21 protein-coding genes and 1 pseudogene are annotated in these 20,809 nt (G+C 62.2%); 6 read left to right on the top strand and 16 right to left on the bottom strand.

Going from position 1 to position 20,809, the window contains the following annotated elements; translation table 11 throughout:
• Positions 1–200: 200 nt before the first annotated feature.
• Positions 201–755 (top strand): DedA family protein, encoded by a 555-nt coding sequence (locus D3879_RS06810; RefSeq protein WP_119953303.1) that lies wholly within the window; start codon positions 201–203, stop codon positions 753–755.
• Here D3879_RS06810 and D3879_RS06805 read toward each other — a convergent pair whose 3' ends face one another.
• Positions 756–1,994: a sterol desaturase family protein gene (locus D3879_RS06805; protein ID WP_119953302.1), complete on the bottom strand. Its 1,239-nt coding sequence runs from the start codon at positions 1,992–1,994 to the stop codon at positions 756–758. It abuts the gene before it with no gap.
• 292 nt (positions 1,995–2,286) lie between these two features.
• On the opposite strand from D3879_RS06805, the gene elbB reads away from it, so the two are divergent.
• Together elbB and D3879_RS06795 are read left to right on the top strand one after the other, a co-directional pair.
• The gene (elbB, locus tag D3879_RS06800; RefSeq protein ID WP_119953301.1) at positions 2,287–2,952 is read left to right on the top strand and encodes an isoprenoid biosynthesis glyoxalase ElbB; all 666 of its coding nucleotides are present in this window, start codon (positions 2,287–2,289) and stop codon (positions 2,950–2,952) included.
• 228 nt (positions 2,953–3,180) lie between these two features.
• A complete protein-coding gene (locus tag D3879_RS06795) occupies positions 3,181–3,651 on the top strand; it encodes a thioesterase family protein (RefSeq protein WP_119953300.1) in 471 nt (156 codons plus the stop codon).
• 190 nt (positions 3,652–3,841) lie between these two features.
• On the opposite strand, the gene D3879_RS26655 is transcribed toward D3879_RS06795, so the two are convergent.
• The gene (locus D3879_RS26655; protein WP_119953299.1) at positions 3,842–4,030 is read right to left on the bottom strand and encodes a hypothetical protein; all 189 of its coding nucleotides are present in this window, start codon (positions 4,028–4,030) and stop codon (positions 3,842–3,844) included.
• Between D3879_RS26655 and D3879_RS06785 the strand changes: the two are divergent.
• Positions 3,993–4,175: pseudogene (locus tag D3879_RS06785) on the top strand (EAL domain-containing protein); the annotation flags it as partial. The gene D3879_RS26655 and the pseudogene D3879_RS06785 sit on opposite strands and share 38 nt — an antisense overlap.
• Before the next feature lie 24 nt (positions 4,176–4,199).
• Here D3879_RS06785 and D3879_RS06780 read toward each other — a convergent pair.
• The 5 genes from D3879_RS06780 to D3879_RS06760 all read right to left on the bottom strand — a co-directional run bounded on the left by D3879_RS06780 (position 4,200) and on the right by D3879_RS06760 (position 10,587).
• Positions 4,200–4,661, bottom strand: coding sequence for a YaiI/YqxD family protein (locus D3879_RS06780; RefSeq protein WP_119953298.1), 462 nt, complete (start codon positions 4,659–4,661; stop codon positions 4,200–4,202).
• Between the two features lie 324 nt (positions 4,662–4,985).
• Positions 4,986–6,878 carry an FTR1 family protein gene (locus tag D3879_RS06775; RefSeq protein ID WP_119953297.1) on the bottom strand — a complete coding sequence of 631 codons (1,893 nt, stop codon included), beginning with the start codon at positions 6,876–6,878 and terminating at the stop codon, positions 4,986–4,988.
• Positions 6,879–7,152: 274 nt separating this feature from the next.
• Complete coding sequence (locus tag D3879_RS06770) at positions 7,153–7,785, bottom strand: LysE family transporter (RefSeq protein WP_119953296.1); 633 nt, start codon at positions 7,783–7,785, stop codon at positions 7,153–7,155.
• Positions 7,786–7,886: 101 nt separating this feature from the next.
• Positions 7,887–8,642: a TerC family protein gene (locus D3879_RS06765; protein WP_119953295.1), complete on the bottom strand. Its 756-nt coding sequence runs from the start codon at positions 8,640–8,642 to the stop codon at positions 7,887–7,889.
• 34 nt (positions 8,643–8,676) lie between these two features.
• On the bottom strand, positions 8,677–10,587 hold the full coding sequence (locus tag D3879_RS06760) for an ATP-binding cassette domain-containing protein (RefSeq protein WP_119953294.1): 1,911 nt from the start codon (positions 10,585–10,587) through the stop codon (positions 8,677–8,679).
• A gap of 50 nt (positions 10,588–10,637) precedes the next feature.
• On the opposite strand from D3879_RS06760, the gene D3879_RS06755 reads away from it, so the two are divergent.
• Entirely contained in the window at positions 10,638–11,102 is a 465-nt protein-coding gene (locus D3879_RS06755) for a TIGR02444 family protein (protein WP_119953293.1), read from the top strand.
• Here D3879_RS06755 and D3879_RS06750 read toward each other — a convergent pair.
• Positions 11,099–12,223, bottom strand: coding sequence for an AlgP family protein (locus D3879_RS06750; RefSeq protein WP_119953292.1), 1,125 nt, complete (start codon positions 12,221–12,223; stop codon positions 11,099–11,101). The two genes, D3879_RS06755 and D3879_RS06750, sit on opposite strands and share 4 nt — an antisense overlap.
• Positions 12,224–12,349: 126 nt before the next feature.
• Here D3879_RS06750 and D3879_RS06745 point away from each other — a divergent pair, with 126 nt between their 5' ends.
• Positions 12,350–12,994: an FKBP-type peptidyl-prolyl cis-trans isomerase gene (locus D3879_RS06745; protein ID WP_119953291.1), complete on the top strand. Its 645-nt coding sequence runs from the start codon at positions 12,350–12,352 to the stop codon at positions 12,992–12,994.
• 23 nt (positions 12,995–13,017) lie between these two features.
• On the opposite strand, the gene rsd is transcribed toward D3879_RS06745, so the two are convergent.
• The 8 genes from rsd to D3879_RS06705 form a co-directional block, all read right to left on the bottom strand.
• On the bottom strand, positions 13,018–13,491 hold the full coding sequence (gene rsd / locus D3879_RS06740; RefSeq protein ID WP_119953290.1) for a sigma D regulator: 474 nt from the start codon (positions 13,489–13,491) through the stop codon (positions 13,018–13,020).
• Positions 13,492–13,824: 333 nt separating this feature from the next.
• Complete coding sequence (locus tag D3879_RS06735) at positions 13,825–14,319, bottom strand: disulfide bond formation protein B (RefSeq protein WP_119953289.1); 495 nt, start codon at positions 14,317–14,319, stop codon at positions 13,825–13,827.
• 319 nt (positions 14,320–14,638) lie between these two features.
• On the bottom strand, positions 14,639–15,880 hold the full coding sequence (locus D3879_RS06730; protein ID WP_119953288.1) for a heme biosynthesis HemY N-terminal domain-containing protein: 1,242 nt from the start codon (positions 15,878–15,880) through the stop codon (positions 14,639–14,641).
• A complete protein-coding gene (locus D3879_RS06725) occupies positions 15,877–16,998 on the bottom strand; it encodes a uroporphyrinogen-III C-methyltransferase (RefSeq protein WP_119953287.1) in 1,122 nt (373 codons plus the stop codon). Before D3879_RS06725 ends, D3879_RS06730 begins: the two co-directional genes overlap by 4 nt.
• 16 nt (positions 16,999–17,014) lie before the next feature.
• A complete protein-coding gene (locus tag D3879_RS06720; RefSeq protein WP_119953286.1) occupies positions 17,015–17,785 on the bottom strand; it encodes a uroporphyrinogen-III synthase in 771 nt (256 codons plus the stop codon).
• Positions 17,782–18,723 carry a hydroxymethylbilane synthase gene (gene hemC / locus D3879_RS06715; RefSeq protein WP_119953285.1) on the bottom strand — a complete coding sequence of 314 codons (942 nt, stop codon included), beginning with the start codon at positions 18,721–18,723 and terminating at the stop codon, positions 17,782–17,784. Before hemC ends, D3879_RS06720 begins: the two co-directional genes overlap by 4 nt.
• Positions 18,724–18,783: 60 nt before the next feature.
• Positions 18,784–19,530 carry a LytR/AlgR family response regulator transcription factor gene (locus tag D3879_RS06710; protein WP_119953284.1) on the bottom strand — a complete coding sequence of 249 codons (747 nt, stop codon included), beginning with the start codon at positions 19,528–19,530 and terminating at the stop codon, positions 18,784–18,786.
• Positions 19,527–20,609, bottom strand: coding sequence for a sensor histidine kinase (locus tag D3879_RS06705; RefSeq protein WP_119953283.1), 1,083 nt, complete (start codon positions 20,607–20,609; stop codon positions 19,527–19,529). Before D3879_RS06705 ends, D3879_RS06710 begins: the two co-directional genes overlap by 4 nt.
• Positions 20,610–20,809 lie beyond the last annotated feature (200 nt).

Here is a 20,809-nt window from a genome sequence, read left to right as displayed (position 1 = left end):
TCCAGAGCCCGCGCAGACGGGCGAGTGTGACAGTTATAGGCCGCCATTATGACTAAAGAATGACAGCCAGGGCGCCCGTGCGACGGCACGCCGCAGATATTCTCAGCGCCCAGACGAATCACGTCGAGAGCCATCGCCACGCTTTCCCCTGACGCCCAGGCGGGTTAGGCTGCGCGTTCATTTCGCCGCAAACGCTGAAAATGCTCCAACAATTCCTGCAGGATTTCGGCTACTTCGCCTTGTTTCTTGGCACCTTTTTCGAAGGCGAAACCATCCTGGTTTTGGCCGGCTTTCTCGCGTTCCGCGGTTATATGGACATCAACGCGGTGGTTGCCACGGCCTTTTTCGGTAGCTATGCCGGCGACCAACTCTGGTACTTCCTCGGCCGCAAACACGGGCGCAGATTTCTCGCCCGCAAGCCACGCTTGCAACTGATGGGTGTCAAGGCCCTGAGCTACATTCAGCGCCACCCGGATATCTGGGTGCTGAGCTTTCGCTTCGTCTATGGCATGCGCACCGTGATGCCGGTAGCCATCGGTCTGTCCGGCTACCCGCCATTGCGCTATCTGCTGCTGAACGGCATCGGTGCGGCGGTCTGGGCGGCCGCGCTGGGCTATGCGGCCTTCCACTTCGGCTCTGTGCTGGAGGGGATGCTCGGGAATATCAAACGCTACGAGCTGTGGGTGCTCGGCGGCTTGATACTGCTCGGCGCAGCCCTCTGGCTGCGCCGATGGCTGAAGACGCCGAAGATCTGATCAGGCCGGCACGGCCCTCTGGCTCGGCCGCGGCAGGCGCACCAGGGCCAGCACGCTAAGCAGGCTGTAGCCGCCCAGCAGACTCCAGGCCAACAGCCCGATCGGCAATAAACCCGCCTGCTGCGCCAGCCACAGCGCCGGCAAGTTCAGCGCCAGACGCAGGGCTTCCAGCCAAATCGCCGCCGGGCGGTTCTCCAGCCAGACGCCCAGTACATACAGACCGAACGCCATCCAGGCCGAGCTGAGCAACAGCACGCGCAGCGCCTGACTCTCGCCCAGCGCCAGCAGGTAGCTACCGGCGCCCACATAGAGCACGAATTGCAGCGCGACGTAGAGCTTCTGGGCACCGCTCAGCGGCACCTCGAACTTGACGAACTGCGCCAGCTCCAGCTTGTTCTGCGGGTATTTCGCCGCGACATCGGCCGGACGCCAGCCGGTGCGCATAAACCAGATACGCAGCTGGTCCCAGCGCGACTCCGCACGCACGGCATCGCGCCACAGCTGGACATAAAATTGCAGGTTGGCCCACAGCGGGTTCCAGCTGGCCAGTGGCGTAGTCACCCCGAAGATTACCGGCTCATCGTCCAACTCCTCCTGAAAGGTAGCGAACAGCCGGTCCCAAAGAATGAACACGCCGCCGTAGTTGCGATCCATGTACACGGCGTTTTGCGCGTGGTGCACGCGATGGTTGGAGGGCGTAATGAAGATCCATTCGAACCAGCCCAACTTGGGCACATGGCGGGTATGCACCCAAAATTGATAAAGCAGGTTCAGCGCCGCCACAGTAAGGAAAACCAGCGGCGGCACCCCGAGCAGCGCCATCGGCAGATAGAAGATCCAGCCGAAGATAAAGCCGCTGCTGGTCTGGCGCAGTGCGGTGGAGAGGTTGTAGTCCTCGCTCTGGTGGTGCACCGAGTGCGCCGCCCAGAGCACATTGCGCTCGTGGCCGAGTCGATGGTTCCAGTAGTAGCAGAAGTCGTAAAAGACGAAGGCGAACAGCCAGACCCAGAGGCTCTGCGCCGACAACTCGACCAGCCCCCAATGCTGCCAGGCGAAACTGTAGGTGAGCAGACCGAGGCCTTTGGTCAGCAGGCCGCTGGTGGTCGACAGCACTCCGGCGCTGAGGCTGTTGATCGAGTCGGCGAGGCGGTAGGTACTGACTCCGCGCCAGCGATCGGCGAGCAGCTCCAGCGCGATCAGCAGGATAAAAAAGGGCACGGCGTAAAGAACGTAATTCATGGCTCACCCGTATCGTTATGCCTGGCCGAAGGCTAGGATTGTTGCAGAGGATCCTAGCCCAAGCCCCGTACTCTTCTGCGGGCGTGGCGTGACAACCTGAGCGGCATTTGACGACAGCATGCGCAAACTCCTTCGCCACGGTGCAGGTGCTGCAATACGGCAACGCCGATCACTTATTCGACCCAAGCAGCGTTCTAAGTATTTACCAACCTCAGCGAGCCAAGGATGCCCAGCCAGGAACTTCCTGCGTGAGAACCTTGGCCACCAGCCCATCGAGTGACGAGGAGTCGCCATGCACAAAAAAGTTGCTGTAATCCTCTCCGGCTGCGGTGTCTATGACGGCGCCGAAGTCTACGAGAGCGTGATCACCCTGTTGCGCCTCGACCAACGTGGCGCCCAGGTGCAGTGCTTTGCACCGAACATCGCCCAGCACCATGTGATCAACCACCTCAGCGGTGAGGAAATGCCTGAGTCGCGCAACGTGCTGGTAGAAGCCGCGCGGATCGCCCGTGGCCAGATCAAGGACGTGCGCGAAGCCAGGGCCGAAGACTTCGATGCGTTGATTCTGCCCGGCGGCTTCGGCGCGGCGAAGAACCTCTCCGACTTCGCCAGCAAGGGTGCCCACTGCAGCGTGCAGCCAGACGTGCTGGCGCTGGCCAAAGCATTTGCCGCCGCCCAAAAGCCGGTGGGGCTGATCTGCATCGCCCCGGCGCTGGCTGCGAAAATCTATGGCTTCGGCGTGACTTGCACCATCGGCAACGATGCCGACACCGCCGCGGTGCTGAGTGAGATGGGCGCGCAGCATGCGGAGTGCACGGTCGGCGAGATCATCGAAGACACCCAGCACAAACTGGTGAGCACCCCGGCATATATGCTCGCGCAATCGATCAGCGAGGCCGCCTCCGGCATCAACAAGCTGGTCGACCGCGTACTCGAGCTGACCGTTCCACAGAGCTGAGCGTAGGGTAGGTTAGCCGCGCAGCGGTGTAACCCACCATCGGTGCAGAGAGGCGCCGCCATCCGGTGACGCCCGGTGGTGGGGTTACGGCCTTTGGCCCAACCCACCCTACATAAACCCCGAAGCAGGCCGATCCGGCCAATATTCGCGGCACTCGCGCCGCGCCTCTGGCCAAGCCGGCGTGCTTGCCTCAGCGTGCGAAGCCAATCCCACCGACGCAGAATCGACATGCCCGAGCAGCCCTTCGAACTCTCCGCAGAACTGCAGCAGGCGGTGAGCAGCTTTTTTCAGCGCATTCCCTTCAACCAGGTGCTCGGCATCCAACTCGGCGAACTGTCGCCCGAGCGGGTGGTGATGTATCTACCGATGAAAGCAGAGCTGATCGGCAACTTTGTCCACGGCATTCTGCACGGCGGCGTGATCGCCTCGCTGTTGGATGTCGCCGGTGGAGCCATGGCACTGATCGGCGCCTTCGAGCGCCATCAGCAATTGCCCAGCGCCGAGCGCATGGCACGGCTGTCCAAGCTCGGCACCATCGACTTGCGCATCGACTATCTGCGCCCCGGACGCGGCCAACACTTCACCGCGCAGGCCGTGCTGCTGCGTTCTGGCAATAAAGTCGCGGTGGTACGTTCAGAGCTGCATGCCGACGACGGCACTCTGGTGGCGGTCGGTACCGGCACCTACCTGTGCGGTTAAGCACGGCCTAAGCAGTGAAGAGTCTCTACTCGGCGGGCTTGGTTTTGTCTGACCGCGGCGCCTAAACCGCGGCCGCTAGCACACTGCCAGCACCACAAGACCAGGCAGCACATGAGGCAGACCACCCTGGTCGGAGTTTGCGATGCCCCTGCTGCAGTTTATTGCCGATCTACCCGCCGACCAGACTGTCCTACTCGACTGCAGCCACAACCCAACCCTGGTCTTGCTTGCCTATTTGGTTGCCAGCGCTGCCGGCTTTACCGCCTCGGCCATGGCTAACCGGGTCAGTGCCAGCCGCAGCCTGCTCGGCCGTGAGGCGTGGCGCTGGATTGGCGCCTGCACCCTCGGCGGCGGCAATCACCGCGGCGATCATTGCCATGGCCCACAAGCTGCAACTGAAAGTGGTCGCCGAAGGAGTGGAGACGCCGGCCCAACTGGACTTCCTGCGGGACAACCAGTGCGACCTCATCCAAGGCTATCTGTTTAGCCGGCCATTACCCTTGGCCGAGCTGCAGGTCTGGTTGGATCACGCGCAAAGCGCGGCCGCCTCACTGCCTGGCCTGACGTGCCAGGCGGGTCAGGATGCGATCCAGCGCATTGGCGAAGGCCTGCTTCTCTCGCTCGCCATATGGCGCCGGGCCGCCACCGACCTGGCCTTGTTCACGCAAATCGGTGAACAGATTACGCACCGCCAGGCGCTCGCCCATATTCCCTGCGTCGAACTCACGCCCTCGCGGATCGAGCGCCGCCACGCCTTTTTTGATCAGCCGATCGGCCAGCGGCACATCGCTGCAGATCACCAACTCGCCAGGTAGCGCATGTTCGACCAGGTAATCATCGGCAGCATCCGGACCGCTCGGCACCACAATCAGGCGCACACAGGCGAAAGCCGGCTTGATCTGGCTCTGCCCAGCCACCAGCAGCACCTCAAACCGGCGCTTCAACGCGAACTTGATCAATTGATCCTTGGCGGCCTTCGGGCAGGCATCCGCGTCGATCCAGACTCGCATGGGGGAATATCCTAGGTTCTGTACGAAAAGTCGTCGAGCGAAGATCAGGCAAGGCGCAACGCAGCGAAGCGGAGTAACAGCCGCAGGCTGGCCCGAAGGGCGAGCGCCAGCGAGTCAAAACAGGCGAAGAAGCGCAGTTTACGCGCTGTAAGTAAGCATGACTCGCTTCGCTCGCCCTACGGGCCGTCCTTCGGACGTTCTCCCTAACGGTCGGCTGAGCCTGCTTTTAACGCAGCATCATCGATGCGCAGGCACTTTTCGTAAAGAACCTAAGAGCGCTTGCGAAAACGGGCGAGCAATATGCCACTGCTCGCCCGCTCCGCCTCAGCTGGCGCTGATCCGGCGACGTTCGGCCAAGCGGCTGCGGCCGAACAGCACGGCGATGGCCAACAAGGCGATAGCTTGCGCCAGCAACGAGTAAGCATCGGCGTGAATGCCCAACCAATCGAAGTCGAAGAACGGCACCGGGTGGATGCCGAACACCCCGGCTTCCTGCAAGGCTTTCACGCCATGCCCGGCGAAGACCACCGAGAGCGCGCACAGCAGAGCGGCGTTGATGCCGAAGAAGATTCCCAATGGCAGGCGCGCAGAGCCACGCAGAATCACCCAGGCCAGACCGACCAGCAGCACGGTTGCCGTGGCGGCACCCGCCAGCACCGCGCCATGGCCGGCAGGGCCGGCCTGCAACCAGAGGGTTTCGTAGAATAGGATGACTTCGAACAACTCCCGGTACACCGAGAAGAACGCCAGCACGGCGAAACCGAAGCGGCCACCGCCGCCGACCAGGCTGCTCTTGATGTAATCCTGCCAGGCTGCGGCATGCCGGCGGTCGTGCATCCACACCCCGAGCCACAGCACCATGACACTGGCGAACAGTGCCGTGGCGCCTTCCAACAACTCCCGCTGGGCCCCGCTGACGTCGAGCAAATACGCCGCCGCGCCCCAGGTCAGCAGTCCGGCGAGCAACGCAAGGCTCCAGCCGATATGCACGCTACGCAGCGCCGATTGCTGCCCGGTGTTGCGCAAAAAGGCCAGCACCGCCGCCAGCACCAGAATCGCTTCCAAGCCCTCACGCAGCAGGATCAACAGGCTGGAGACAAAGCTGAGCGACTGACTCAGACCATCGCCGCCGAGCAATTTTGCCGACTCCTGCAATTTGCCCTTGGCCAACTCCAGGCGTTGCGCCGCCTGCGCCAGCGGCAGGCCATCCTGCAGTGACTGCCGGTAAGCCATCAGCGCCTTTTCGGTGTCTTTGCGCACCTCGGCATCGATATTGTTCAGCGAGCTCTCCACCAGCTCGAAGCCTTCCAGGTAGGCAGCCACTGACAGGTCATAGGCCTGATCACGCTCGCCATCCCGATAGGCCGCCAGGCTCTGCTCCAGCGTGGCGCGAGTGTAGTCGAGCAGTTGTTTCGGCCCGCGCTGCACCAGGGGTGGCTGCGCGCGCTGGGCGCGGAAGATTGCCGCGGCGGCCTCGCCTTGTGCACTGCTGACCTCACCAGGGGTCTGTCGAGCCAACTCTGCCAGGTTGAAGGTCTTGTCCTTGGGCACCCCGGCGTCTGCGCTGAATCCGGCGATATAGACCGCCAGGTCCCAGCGCTGCCGCTCATCCAACTGATCGGCGAAGGCCGGCATATCGGTGCCCTCGATACCCAGCCCGAGGGTATTGAACAGGTCGTACAGGCTCAGGCGATCCAGCCGCGCTGGGTCGCGCAGATTCGCCGGAGGCGGCTCCAGGCCAATCCCGGCGGGGCCATCACCGACCCCACTGTCGCCGTGACAGACAGCGCAATGCTGGGCATACAGCGGCGCCCCCCGGGCCGGATCCGGGGTGATCACCGGCGCCTGGCTGACTTCATAGGCCACCGCAAGTTGTGCGCCGATCTGCCGTGCCTGCCGCGCCACGGCAGTACCGTCCTGGTGCTGGGCGATGGCCTGACGTAGGCCAACCACGCCCTGTTCCAGTTCCGCACGCTCGGCACGGGCCGGCAGGGCCACGATCAGCCCCTGCAGCACGCCCAGAAATTCCAGCTGCTCGCGGTATTCCGCCTCATCGATCACCTGACCGGCGTTCACCGTCGCCGGGTAGTCGGCGCCGATATAGTCGAGCAGATGCAGCGCTTGTGCCGCCCCCTCGACCGGGTCGGCCAGGGCATTCAGGCTGAACAAAGCCAGCAGCGGGAGCAGCCAGAGCAGCAAGCGGGGAGATGCGAACATAATTCAATCCCGAATAAGAATGGGTGGCATTGTTGCCTCCCTAACGTTCTCACTCAAGAGTTGATGTGCGGCTTGAGATCACCAGTGGTTGCATGAACCCAGGCCGCAGCCAGCGATTTACCACAGGCAAGGACTCTCGGACGGGATCAACCGGCAATAGCTAGGCAGCGTGAATGCTGGACTTCCGCGGGAAAGTGCTGCGGTGAAGCACCCGTAAAGTGCTTTGCAACGACCTAAGGCCTGGCGCCGCCGTGCTGCGACGCCTACCGGTGACTCAGGTCGCCGCCCGACGCACAGTAGCCAAGAGCGCCGCGGCGCCGACGAACAAAGTGGCGAAGGTCCGATTCATCAGCCGCTGCTGGCGCGGCGTACGCAGCAAACGCAGGACCCTTGCGGCCAAACCGGTGTAACCGGCCATGACAATCAGGTCGACCGTGATCATCGTCACGCCCATGGTCAGGTATTGAGCCAGCAGTGGCGAATGCGGGTCGATGAATTGCGGCAGCACCGCCAACATGAACACCACCGCCTTGGGGTTGCTGACGTTGACCAAAAAGCCACGTAGCACCAAGGTCAGTGGCCGGCCTAATGGTCGTTCTGCAGAGTTACTGGCCAGATCGCTGGGCAACGCCTGCCACTGCCGGTACGCCAGATAGACCAGATAGACAACGCCGAACCACTTGATCAGGCTGAAGGCCAGTGCCGAAGTCGCGAGAATCGCGCCAACGCCAGCTGCGACGATGGCGATCTGCAAGGCCAAGCCCAATTGCAGGCCGAGGGCATTCCAGTAGCCACGCCAGAAGCCGTATTGCAGGCCACAAGACATCGAGGCAATCGCGCCGGCACCCGGCGACAGGCTGATCACCCAACAAGCAATGAAAAACGCGAGCCAGGTCTCAAGCAGCATGGCGCTGACCTCAGGAAGTTTGGAATGAGGCGTTTACCTTACGCCGCCCCGCTCCGGCTGCCTAGCGAGCCGGAGCGGGTGGTCGTCAGATTCTCCGCAGATCAGGCGTCCGGGCTGTTCTTACGCAGATGTACCGGCTCAATTTGCTTGGCTTTGCCAGTGCGCATGCGGATATTGATCGCTTCCACCGCCAGCGAGAAAGCCATGGCGAAGTAGATGTAACCCTTCGGCACATGCACTTCGAACGCCTCGGCGATCAGCACGGTACCGACCACGATCAGGAACGACAGCGCGAGCATTTTCAGCGACGGATGCTTGTCGATGTAAGCGCTGATGGTGCCAGCGGCCAGCATCATCACACCGACCGAAATTACGATCGCTGCGACCATCACTGGTACGTTCTGCACCAGGCCGACTGCGGTGATCACCGAGTCGAGGGAGAAGATGATGTCGATGATGGCGATTTGCGTGATGATCCCCATGAAGCCATAGACCTTGCCGCCCGCCTGCTGCGCTTCCTCGGCGCCTTCCAGGCCGTGGTAGATCTCCGCGGTGCTCTTGAACAACAGGAACAAGCCGCCGAAGAACAGGATCAGGTCACGCCCGGAAATCCCCTGCTCCATTACCGTAAACAGATCATTGGTCAGGCGCATGACCCAGGTGATCGACAGCAAAAGCAGAATCCGCGTACCCATCGCCAGGGCCAAGCCGAAGAAACGTGCCTTGGCTTGCTGATGCACCGGCAGACGACTGACCAGAATCGAAATGAAGATGATGTTGTCGATGCCGAGGACGATTTCCAAAGCCGTCAGGGTCAGAAAAGCGACCCAGATCTCCGGGCTCATTAGCCATTCCATGTGTATGCCTCAATAAAGGGGGGGTAAGTAAGGATTAATCGACTTGGGCCAACTGTTGTTCCAGGCTTTCCAAGTGTTCCAGCGCCGCCATCCAGGCCTCTTCCAGCTCACTTTCGCGAACTTTCAGTTTGGCCTGCTCGGCGAGCAAGTCCCGCAGCTCGTCTTTGCGCGCCGCTTCGTAGATCGCCGCATCGCCGAGGCGGGCTTCCAGGTTGGCAAGCCGCTCATGCAGCACACCGAGCTCCTTCTCCAGCTTATCGGCCTCACGCTTATGCGGTGCCAATTGCTGGCGCAGTGCCGCTGCGGCTTGGCGCTGAGCGCGCTTGTCGGTCTTGTCCGCCGACGGTGCCGCCGAACTGACCGGAGCCTGACGCGCACGATAATCAACCAGCCAGCGCGCGTAGTCTTCAAGGTCGCCCTCGAATTCTTGGATGCGCCCTTCGGCGACCAACAGGAACTCATCGGTAGTGCTTTTCAGCAGGTGACGGTCGTGGGAAACCACCAGCACCGCACCGGCAAAGTCCTGCAAGGCCATGGTCAGTGCCAGGCGCATTTCCAAGTCGAGGTGGTTGGTCGGTTCATCCAGCAGCAACAGGTTGGGTTTGCCCCAAGCGATCAAAGCCAGGGCCAGCCGGGCCTTTTCACCGCCGGAGAAATTCAGCACCGGCTCATCGCAACGCGGGCCGCGGAAATCGAAACCACCGAGAAAATCCCGCAGCGTCTGCTCACGCTCGGTCGGCGCCAGGCGTTGCAAGTGCAGCAGCGGGCTGGCCTTATCGTCGAGCGAATCCAATTGATGCTGGGCGAAATAGCCGACCACCAGATTCTCGCCACGCACCAGCCGACCGCTGAGCGGCTCTAGCTCACCGGCCAGGGTCTTGATCAGGGTCGATTTACCCGCGCCGTTGGGGCCAAGCAGACCAATCCGCGCACCGGGCGCCAAGCCCAGCTTGACCTTCTCCAAGACCGTTTTCTCGCCATAGCCGAGGCGGCCTTCGGCCAGATCGAGCAGCGGGCTGGAAATTTTATCCGCCTCGCGGAAGGTGAAATCGAACGGCGAATCGACGTGGGCGGCGGAAAGCTCTTCCATCCGCTCCAACGCCTTGATCCGGCTTTGCGCCTGACGGGCCTTGGTCGCTTGCGCCTTGAAGCGCGCGATGAACTTCTCCATGTGCGCGCGCTGCGCCTGCTGCTTGTCGAAGGCTTGCTGTTGTTGCGCCAGGCGCTCGGCACGGGCCCGCTCGAAAGCCGAGTAGCCACCGCGATAGAGCGTCAGCTTACGCTGCTCGACATGCGCGATGTGATCGACCACGGCATCGAGAAAATCCCGATCATGGGAGATCAGCAGCAAGGTGCCGGGGTAGCTTTTCAGCCAGTCCTCCAGCCACAAGATCGCATCGAGATCCAAGTGGTTGGTCGGTTCATCCAGCAGTAACAGGTCCGACGGGCACATCAGTGCTTGCGCCAGGTTCAGGCGCATCCGCCAGCCACCGGAAAAACTACCGACCTGGCGATCCATCTGCTCGTTGCTGAAGCCAAGGCCGGCCAGCAGCTTGCGCGCGCGCGCATCGGCGGTGTAGCCGTCCGCACTGTCCAGTTCCGCATGCAGGCGCGCTTGCGCGGCACCATCATGTGCGGCTTCGGCTGCGGCCAAGTCACGCTGCACTTGGCGCAGGCGAATGTCGCCATCCAGAACGTAGTCCACCCCCACGCGCTCGAGGGTGTCGACCTCTTGGCGCATGTGAGCGATCCGCCAATCGGCTGGCAGCAGACAATCGCCGGAGTCCGGGCTCAACTCGCCACGCAGCAGGGCGAATAGACTGGACTTGCCGGCGCCGTTAGCGCCAATCAGGCCGGCTTTTTGACCGGCGTGCAGGGTCAGCTCGGCGTCTTCTAACAAACGCTGCGGGCCACGCTGTAGAGTGAGATTTTGTAGTCGAATCATAATGGCGGCGGAGTTTATCAGCTTCGCCCACGCATCGCCCGGAAAGCACCATGCCCCCTGACCTGTGGAGTTTTACCATTCGTGTCTACGCCCGCCCCGGAGTCGAGCAGGCTTGCCTGCAGCTGCAACAGGCAGGCGCGGATGTCTGTCTGCTGCTCTGCGGTGCCTGGCTCGGCCAGCGCGAAGCGAGCTGCACAGTAGAGCGCCTGCAACAGCTGACGGCATTGGCTCAGCCCTGGCAAAGCACGGTGATAATGCCACTGCGGCAATTGCGCCAAAGCTGGCGCGCAACGGCCACTATGGATAGCGCGCTGGCCAAGCTGCGTGAACAGGTGAAGGGCTTGGAATTGGAAGCCGAACAGCAACTGCTGCTGAGGCTGGAGGCTGCGGCGCAGGCCTGGCCGACGGGTGAAGCCAAAGACTTGCCGGCTTGGCTAAACGGCCTCGCGGCGCAAGCTGCAGAGCAAGGCCGCGACGCGCTGCAGGTGCTGCGCGTCGCGGCCAGCCAAGCTTAGGACGCGCTGGTCGGCGCACTACCGCCATTGCTGGCTGGGGTTGCAGCTACGGCTGGTGCCGCCGGTACCGCTGGAGCGACAGGCTTAACCGGCGTCGCACCGGCTACCGGCGTGGCGACGGCGGGCTTAGCCGCCGCAGGTTTGGCCGCAGTCGGTTTTGCCACAACCGGTTTAGCAACAGCCGGTTTTGCCGCAGACTTCACTGGCGGTTTTTTTGCTGCTGGCTTGGCGGCAGGTTTTGCCGCGGCTTTCACTGCCGGCTGAGTGGCGGCTTTCACCACTGGCTTGCTCGCAGCTTTCACTGGCGCTTTTGCCGCAGCCGGTTTGACCGCTGCAGGCTTGGCGGCGCTAGCAACGACGGGCTTCTTCGCTACAGGTTTAGTTGCTGGCTTAGCCGCAACTTTTGCCGGGGCTTTAGCAGCGGGCTTCGCAGCCGGTTTGGCCGCGACCTTACTCGCAGTCTTCACCGGGGCCTTGGCGGCAACTGGCTTCGCGGCGGGCTTGGCACTGCTAGCGGCGACTGGCTTCTTCGCCGCCGGCTTGGCAGCTGGTTTAGCCGCAGGTTTGACCACCGGTTTTGCCGACGCTTTAGCCGCAGGTTTCGCAGCGGGCTTGCTTGCAACCATGGCCGGAGCTTTTGCGACTGCAACTTTAGCCGGGGCTGTGCGCGCCAGCGGTTTGGCCGCTGGCTTAGCGCCAGCAACTGGTTTTGGCTTAGCCGCACGGCTGCTGAGAACCTTGCTCGCCGCCTCCTTAACTTTGCCAACACCCTGCGCCAGTTTCAGGCTTTCCTGAGCGTCGCGCTTGAGCTGGACGATATAACCACGGGTCTCGGTTTGGCGGGTCTTGAGGCTGTCGAGCAACTCTTCTAGCTCGGCAACCGCCGCCTTGGCTTTGGCTTGTGCCTTGACCTTCCCGGCCGTGGCGGCATCCTGCAATTTGCTGCGGGAGTTGTGCAGTTTTTCTTGGGCTTTGCCGCGTTGTTTCTCCAGCTTGGTCAGCAGTTTTTCTGCATCGACCAACGCCTGGGAGCAAGCACTTTCGAGATGTTCGAGCAGGCTTTGAGAAAGCTGCTGCAGCAGATGCAAGGGAGTAGTAACCGACTTCTTATTGGCCGACATAACGCGCCTCCTGGCGAACGTAGGTGCGGCCCATACTAGACCCCTGATTCGCCTCTCGCCAGTTCCTCCATTCAGCTGACACCGATGGCTGGCATAATCGCCGACCTCTTCGGCCGGAGAACACCCATGCCGCGTTGCCTCGTGTTGCTGTTTTGCCTGTTCACCCTCCTCGCCCACGCCAGCGAAAATCAGCGCGATCTGGCCTATAGCCTCGGCGTGCGTCTGGGCGAACGGCTGCGTGAAGAAGTGCCGGATTTACAGCTCCAAGCACTGCTCGACGGCTTGCGCCAAGCCTATCGCAGCGAGCCGCTGCGACTGGAGGAAAAACGCATAGAACAGATACTCGCAGAGCATGAAGCACAGCAGGCTGACTCGCCGGCCAGCGCAGAACGCGCGATCACGGCAGAGAGGCGCTTTCTCGCCAATGAAAAAGCCAAAGCCGGCGTGCGCGAATTGCCTGGCGGCGTGCTGCGCATCGAGCTGCAGCGCGGACACGGCAGCAAGCCAAAGGCAACCAGCAAAGTGCAGGTACTTTATGTCGGCCGCTTGGCCGATGGCAGTGTGTTCGACGAGAGCGCAGAACCACAGTGGTTCCGCCTGGACAGCGTGATCACGGGGTGGCGTACAGCGCTGCAAGAGATGCCCGTCGGCACGAAGTGGCGCTTGGTGATTCCGGCAGCCCAAGCCTATGGCGCCGACGGTGCGGGCGATCTGATCCCACCCTATGCGCCACTGGTATTTGAACTGGAGTTGCTCGGAACCGCCGACTGAGCAGCGGTTCCGCCAAAGCCAACTCAGACGGTGGGAGCAGTCTGTTGTTGATGCGCGTTGTGCAGGACTTCGATCAGGCAATCTTCCAACTCGAAGCGCTCGTGCAAGAGCTGACCGAGACGCTTGAGTTCAACCCCCAGCGACACACTGTCACGGCAGTCGCCGTTATCGAAACGGTCGTTGAACGACAACGCGACCTCAGTGATGGCTTCAATCCGAGGGTAGATCTGCTTGGCCAATTCGAGCCCACGCTGATCGCCGAAGGCTTTCGCCTCGCTGGTCAGTTGTTCGTAGACCTCGAAGTGCCCGGCCGAGACATAGTCGACCAGCACTTCACAGAATCTCTGCAGGGCTAGCGCATTGGCGGCAGGCGGCTGTGGACTGTCGTTGAGAACATCGTAGGTGCGCACCAGTTCATGGCGTTCTTGCAACCAACGGTCGATTAGCAGATGAACCCCACCCCAGCGTTCTTGGGCGTTCTGACAGCTCTCGAGCATGATGACCTCACTTCCCTTATCGATAATGCTGTTATACGTCTGCTCCGAGACGGTTTTTTGTCAATCGGTGCTTGGTCTTGGGAAGGCAACGCCGAAACGGCAAATTTCCGGCGGCACGTGCAGGCCAGATTAAGCTCGCCCGGCAGAGCCTTCAAGGCACTCACGGAGAAAATTTCATACGAGCGTTTAATCGGAACCCCGCACACGGCTTGGCTTCTAGAAACCCACCCGAATTACCCCAAGTCCAACAACACCGCGGAGCAAACCTATAGCTTCAGGATAACGCGCCCGCTCGAGAGCAATACCGCGCAAGCGCAATTACCCCTCACCGGCTCAAGCACGCCGAAGCAATTGGAACACGGCGAACAAAAGCATGCCGGCGAAGGCCAGTAAGCTCCACTCCGGAATGCTCATGCCAAACAACGTCCAACTGACCTCGGCGCAATCGGCGGTGCCGTGCAGCACCGTGCCGATGATCTTCAGGATGGGCCAGCCCGACTCCATCATAAAATCCAGGCCTGGCAGACACGCGGGCAGTTGCTCCGCCGGCACGTTCTGCAACCAGACTTGCCGGCCGGCGCTGGCCGCACCACCCGCGGCCATCAGCAAGGCCACTGCCGAGTAGACACGCCGACCGCCACGTGCCGGTGCATGCAGCGCCGCCAGCAGGCAGGCCAAGCCAAAGGCGATCACGAAGACCCGCTGTACCATACACAGCGGACAAGGCTCGAGCCCCAGCACATGTTCCAGATACAGCGCTCCGCCCATCAGGGCGACGCAAGCAAGAAAGGCGAGAAGAAACAACGAACGCGGGCTGGCCAGCGGCATGACGACTCCAAAGGAGGCTGGGAAAGGTCGTTACGGTAGTGGAAAGCGCCAGGGGCTTACAAGCCAAGCCTCTAGACGAGTGAGGGTAACCATCCGACGAAAGCCACCCTGCGTCAGTTAATGCCCCTCACTTAAGTGTTTGAATGCTATGCGGGCAATGCGCAATTCCGTAGGTTGGCGCTGAGCCGAAGGCGATGCCCAACAACCGGCCTGCAAGGCCGGGCTTGTTTGTGCGTGGGACCGAGACAGGGAGTCGCTAGGCGACTCCTTGTTGGGCATCGCTTTGCTCAGCACTAACCTACCACCAACCTACGAGGCCTCAGACGCGCGCAGGCTTGGGCAATGGCAGGAGCGGCAAGCGCTGATCCAGCAGACCGAGACCTTCCTGGAACAACTGGTTGCTACGTTCGACCTCGCCCTGCTGAGCCAGCAACCGGGCCAGTTCCGCGCAAGCTTGCGGATTGCGCGCGAAGCTCAGGCTGCTCTCGAAGTATTCCCGAGCCTTACCCCACAAGTGGTTCTGCAGGCATAGACGGCCGAGACTCAGCAGCAGGCCGGCATCAGTGGGCTGTTGTTTCAGCCAACTTTCGGCAGCTTGCAGTTGGCGCGCCGGATCACGACCACGCACCAAACCGTAGAGGCTCGCCAGGTGGCTGTCATAGTTGCGCTGCAATGCAGTGCGCAACACCTCTTCGGCCTCTTCCTGGGCACCTAATGCACGCAGCTGTTCGGCATAAACGGCGATCAGCTGCGGTTCACCGCGTTGCGCCTTGGACAGCTGCTGCCAGGCCTGTGTCAGCGGCTGGAGCGCCGTTTCACCGCTGTTCAAACCATCCTGCCCGGCAGTCGCAAGCCGAGCGCTCCAGGCTTGCTGTTCGAGTGCTACCAACTCGGACTCCGCTAGCGCCTTGTCCTTACGCAACTCCGGCAGCAAGGCAATCAATGCCGACCAGTCGCCACGCTGCTGATGCAACTGCTGCAACTGGCGCAGCACTTGTCGATGATGAGGATGGCGCTCACGCATAACCTGCAAGGTTTCCAGTGCCGCATCTGCCTGCCCCCGCGCCAACTGCAGTTCGGCATGTGCCAACGCGATGGCCAGCTCGGCCTGCGGCTGGCGCTCCAGGGCCCGCTCCAGCAGCGAGTCGCTTTCCTCATGCTGGCCCAGTTCATTGGCCGCCCGAGCAGCGCCGAGGTAATAGGTCAGCGGCTGCCGCTCGCCTTCCGCGGCCCGTTGTAAGTGCCGCAAGGCGCGAGCCCAGCGACCTTCGGCAAGATCCAGCAAACCCTGTTCCGCCGCCAACTGCACGCGGCGATTACGATTACGCCGCGACCAGGGATTAACCACTCCCCCCGAGACAAACACCAGACTGAACAGCCAGCGCACGCCGTAAACCAGCAGCCAGAGCAGCGCCACCACTGCCACTGCAGCCCATAGGCTCGACTCGTAGCGAAAGCCCTTATAGGCGATCAGCACATAGCCCGCGTGTTCGGCGATCGCCAAGCCAAGCAACGCAGCCGCGGCGATGAGCACGAGAAGAATCAACAACAGGCGCTTCATGGGCTGGCTTCCTCCAGCTCGTTGCTCGTGGGCTGCTGCGCGGCTTTTGCCGGCGCCTGGCGCTGTTGCAGATAGGCTTGCACTGCACTCAGCGCAGGGGTCAGATCCGGCATCTCGACAGCCACCGGCTGGCTGTTCAGCTCGTCGAGGCGTGCGAGCAGGGCCTGGCTATCCGGGTTGTCCTGATTGAAGTGACTCTCCAGCACACTGCGCGCTTGTTTCAGCGCCTGCTGATACACCTCTGGCTGACCGTTCAACGCGGCCCACTGCGCCTGTTCCAGCGCCAGCGTCAGCGCCAGACGAACCTGCGTCAGGCCCTGACCGGCCAGCAGCGGGCGGATATTCTGATCGGCATTGAAGTCGATGCGGATGTAGCGTGAAATCTTCTCCCACCACTGCGCCCAAAGGCTGCTGCCATCGCCTTCGGCGGCCAGCCCGAGCTGCTCGCCAGTGCTGGCAAACATCGGCGCCAGCGCGCTCAGTTGCGCGGCCTGAGCGCGTAGTGCGCCGAGTTGCAGGAACAGGCCAGTGCGATCCAGGGCTGCCAGGCTACGCAAGGCTACCAAGCTCTTCGCCAGTTGCTCACGCGCCGCGAAGGCGGCGGGGTCATCCTGATCGCGGAGAATGTCATCGGCGCCCTGCACCAGGGCCTTAGCGCTGTTGATGTCCTGCAGCGCCGACAGGCGCAGACTGGCCAGGCGCAGCAAGTGTTCGGCTTCGGCCAGACGCCAATCCTGACGGCTGGCACCGAGCACGCTTTCGAGGCGCTGACTCAAGTGCTGCTGATCACCCTGCAACTGGGCCAGCAGACGCCGGCGGGCTTCCAACTCCTCGGCCAATGGCAGCTCTGCCAGGCGTGCAGCCAGGCCTTGCTCGCGCTGCGCCAGCGCCTGAGTCTGGCCACGGGCATCTTCCAACTGCGCAAGTTGCTGCTGGTCATGAGCCTGCAAGCTGCGCATCTGCCACAAGCCCCAGCCGCCCGCCGCCACTCCCGCGGCGCCGAGGAACAGGGCCAGCACGGCCAGACCATTCCCTCGTCGCACGGGGGTTATGGCAGTCGAAGTGGGCGCATCGAGCGCGGGCTGAGTGTCGTCTTTCGGGGAGGTTGCTTCGCTCACGTATCCATCCTGTGCATCAGAGGGCAGGCGCGGACTGAGTCCGCAAGACTGCCAGCAACGCCGCGGCGCTCGCGCCACGACAGTCCACAACCGATTGAGCGCCGGCGGCACGTGCCAACTCGGCGACCCGCGGGCTCGGTACAAACAAGGGTAGTCGCGCCAGTTCGGGCCAGGCATCGGCAGCCAGTTGGCGCAGGTGCGCAAACCCCTGTCCACTGCTGACTACCAGGCCATTCAAGCGTTCCGCGGCGATCCGCTCCAGTAGAACGGCAGCCGGATAGTCCGGCAGGCGACGCCGATAGAGTTGCAGATAATCGACCGTCACACCTTGGCCGCGCAAGCACTCGGCAAGGGCTTCTCGGCCACCTTCGCCACGCAGGATCAACACCCGCGGCGTATGTACCGCCAAGGCCGCGCGCAGTTGCGGCAGCGCGAGCAGAGCCTCGCTATCGTCACCGTCCGGCGGGCAGGTCACGGGCAAACCATAATCTGCAAGTATCTGCGCCGTGGCAGCACCGACGCTGAACCATGGCTGGTCCGCCAAGGGCTGTGGCCAGTAGCGGTCGAGCAGCTCAAGCCCTAAGCGGGCGGCCGGTTTGCTGACCACGATCACCGCGCAGTAGCGATCCAGATCGAGGATGGTCGCACGCTGCTGCGGGGTTTCTGCCAGCGGCTCGATCTCCAATAGCGGCAGGCTGCTGCTGAAGATTGCCTGTTCGGCCAGACTGGCCGCCAGCGCCACGCACTCCTCGGCGGGACGGGTCAGCAGCAACCGCCAGGCGGTCACGGGTGATCGACCTCGCCGTAGACGCCCTCGAGGATGGCCGCCGCGCCCTGCGCCAAGAGGTCTTCGGCGACCCGCACGCCCAACACTTCCGGCTCGGCAATCGGGCCGCGGGCTTCAGCACGCAGGAGCAGGCCGCCATCCGGCTGACCGACCAAACCGCGCAGCCACAGCTGCTCGCCTTCCAGCTCGGCATAGCAGGCGATTGGTACCTGACAGCCGCCGTTGAGGCGTTTGTTCAGCGCGCGCTCGGCGCTCACCCGCAGGGCGGTATCGCGGTGGTGCAAGGGGGCCAGCAGGGCTTGAATGTCGCTGTCTGCGCTGCGGCATTCGATGCCGACCGCGCCCTGACCACCTGCCGGCAGGCTGTCGAGCACACTGATACTGGAACGGATACGGTCGCCAAAGCCAAGTCGAATCAGGCCCGCCGCGGCGAGGATGATGGCGTCGTACTCACCAGCATCCAGCTTGGCCAACCGGGTGTTGACGTTGCCACGCAGGAACTGAATTTGCAGATCCGGTCGCAACGCCAGCAGTTGAGTCTGGCGACGCAGGCTGGAGGTGCCGACCACGCTACCGACCGGCAGCGCCGCCAGGCTGTCATAGCGATTGGAAACGAAGGCATCGCGAGGGTCTTCGCGCTCGCAGATGCAGTAGAGACCAAGACCTTCGGGGAAATCCATCGGCACGTCTTTCATCGAGTGCACGGCAATGTCCGCTTCATGCTCGAGCAGTGCGGTTTCCAACTCTTTGACGAACAGGCCTTTGCCGCCGATTTTCGACAACGGCGAGTCGAGTAGCTTGTCGCCGCGACTGACCATCGGCACCAGACTGACTTTCAGCCCTGGGTGAAATTCTTCTAGGCGCGCTTTGACGTACTCGGCCTGCCAGAGGGCCAAGGCACTTTTGCGGGTGGCAATGCGGATTTCGCGGGACGGCATGGCGACTCTCGAACGTAGGGAACCTACGTATCTTAAGTCAGCCCGGCCGGTGACGCACGATCAGAGGTTGCTCATCAGTTTACGCACGCCGGCCACATGCCGGCGGCTGACGATCAGCGCATCACCGTTAAGACCTTTGAGGAACAGCTGGAAATGCCCAAGCGGCGTGCGTTGCAGGCGCTCGATGCGCTCGCGGGCGACCAGTGCATTGCGATGGATACGCACGAAGCGGTCACCGAACTCGTCTTCCAACGCCTTCAGCGGCTCATCCAGCAATACTTCGCCGCCTTCATGGCGCAGGGTTACGTATTTGTGGTCGGCGATAAAGAAGATCACCTGATCCAACGGAATCAGCTCGATACCTTTACGGGTACGCGCACTGATATGGCTGCGCGGGCCATTGCCGCTTTCCGCCGCCGGCCGAGTCAACGCCACCAGTTGCACGCGGTTGGGCCGTTCGGCCTTCTTCAAGGCCTCGATCAAGCTCTCCGGGCGCACCGGTTTGACCAAATAGCCGACCGCGCTGACCTGAAACGCCTCGATCGCAAACTCATCGTGGGCGGTGCAGAAAATCACCGCCGGCGGCGCCTCGCGCTCGCAGAGTTTGGCGGCCACTTGCAAGCCATCCAGCCCTGGCATGCGGATATCGAGCAACACCACATCGGGTTTCAGGCTGTCGATCAGCGTCAACGCCTCTTCGCCATTGCTGGCGCTGGGCTCCACGACACGATAGCCATCGAGCTCACTGACCATTCGGCTCAGGCGCTCACGGGCAAGGGGCTCATCATCGACGATCAGGACATTCATATTGCTCTGGCTTCCTGCGTAGGTCTCGCACAAGGATAGCGTAGACAGGTGAAGTGGCGCCCGTCACGGCGATCCACGCTGAGACTCGCGCGCGAGCCAAAAAGTGCCGCGAGACGCGCATCTATATTCACCAACGCCTGCTGAGTACCCCGCGAGGGTTTTTGCTCACCGCCCTCGTCATAGGGATTGCTGACACACAGCTGGAATACCCCCTCGTTATAGTCGGCCTCAACCCGCACCATGCCACCCTCTATGCGCGGCTGAATGCCATAAATCAAGGCATTCTCCAGCAGCGGCTGCAAGGTCAGTTGTGGGATCGGCAAATCTTCCGGCACGCCCGCCACCAGCCACTCCAGCTGGAGACGCTCGCCCAGGCGATATTGTTCGATCGACAGATAACGTCTGCTCAGCTCCAACTCCTCACTCCACGGCACCAGACTGCCGGGCTTGGCCAGGCTGGCGCGAAACAGATCGGACAAATCCAGCACCGCCTGCTCGGCCTTATACGGATCGATCACCACCAGGCTGGCGATGCTGTTCAAGCTGTTGAACAAGAAATGTGGGCGGATCCGCGCTTGCAACGATTCGATGCGCGCCCTGAGTTCCGCCTGTTGCTGCCGACGCCATTGGCTCTGCAGATAGAAATAGCGTAGCAGCAGCGCCGACATGATCAGGCTGATCAGTGCATGACGCAGATAAAGGTTGACCTCGCCACTGCGTGGCAAGGGTCCGCCCAGATCGTAATAATCGGCGACTGCGGTGCAGCCCAGCGCCAGCGCGACCACGATCAGGCAACACAGAATGCCCGCGACGGCGGCGGGCAAACGCGCCAGCTGCGGGCGGAGGCGACAGAGCAAGGCGGCCGAGAGCAGCACGATCCACTGCACGAACAAGGAGGTCAGGGCCAGGCGCACCCAGTTGAACCCCGGTTGCATCGGCTCGGCCAGCACCAGCACCAACACCAGCAGCTCGGCGAGCAGCACCAGCACCAGCAACGCTTCGGGCAGGCACAGCTCGGGCAGGAAGAATTCGCCATTGGCGGCCGTGTTGTTATTATTTTTGAACCAGTCGATACGCATCGGCACAGTTTCCGTGGGAGCCGGCATGGCGGCAAGCGAGCTGGCGCCGCTTGGGCTAAATAAAGCACTGAAATACCTGACAGCGCTAAAAACTGTGACCGGCACAACAGTGTCCAGTCAGCCGCGCGCGACGCAAGACGACAAAGCGCCGCGGCGAATTTGCCTTTTACCCTGCTATTATCGGCACACTTTGTCCGCCA

This window comes from Pseudomonas cavernicola, assembly GCF_003596405.1.
Lineage (GTDB): Bacteria > Pseudomonadota > Gammaproteobacteria > Pseudomonadales > Pseudomonadaceae > Aquipseudomonas > Aquipseudomonas cavernicola.
This window is presented reverse-complemented; position numbering and strand designations above follow the sequence as displayed.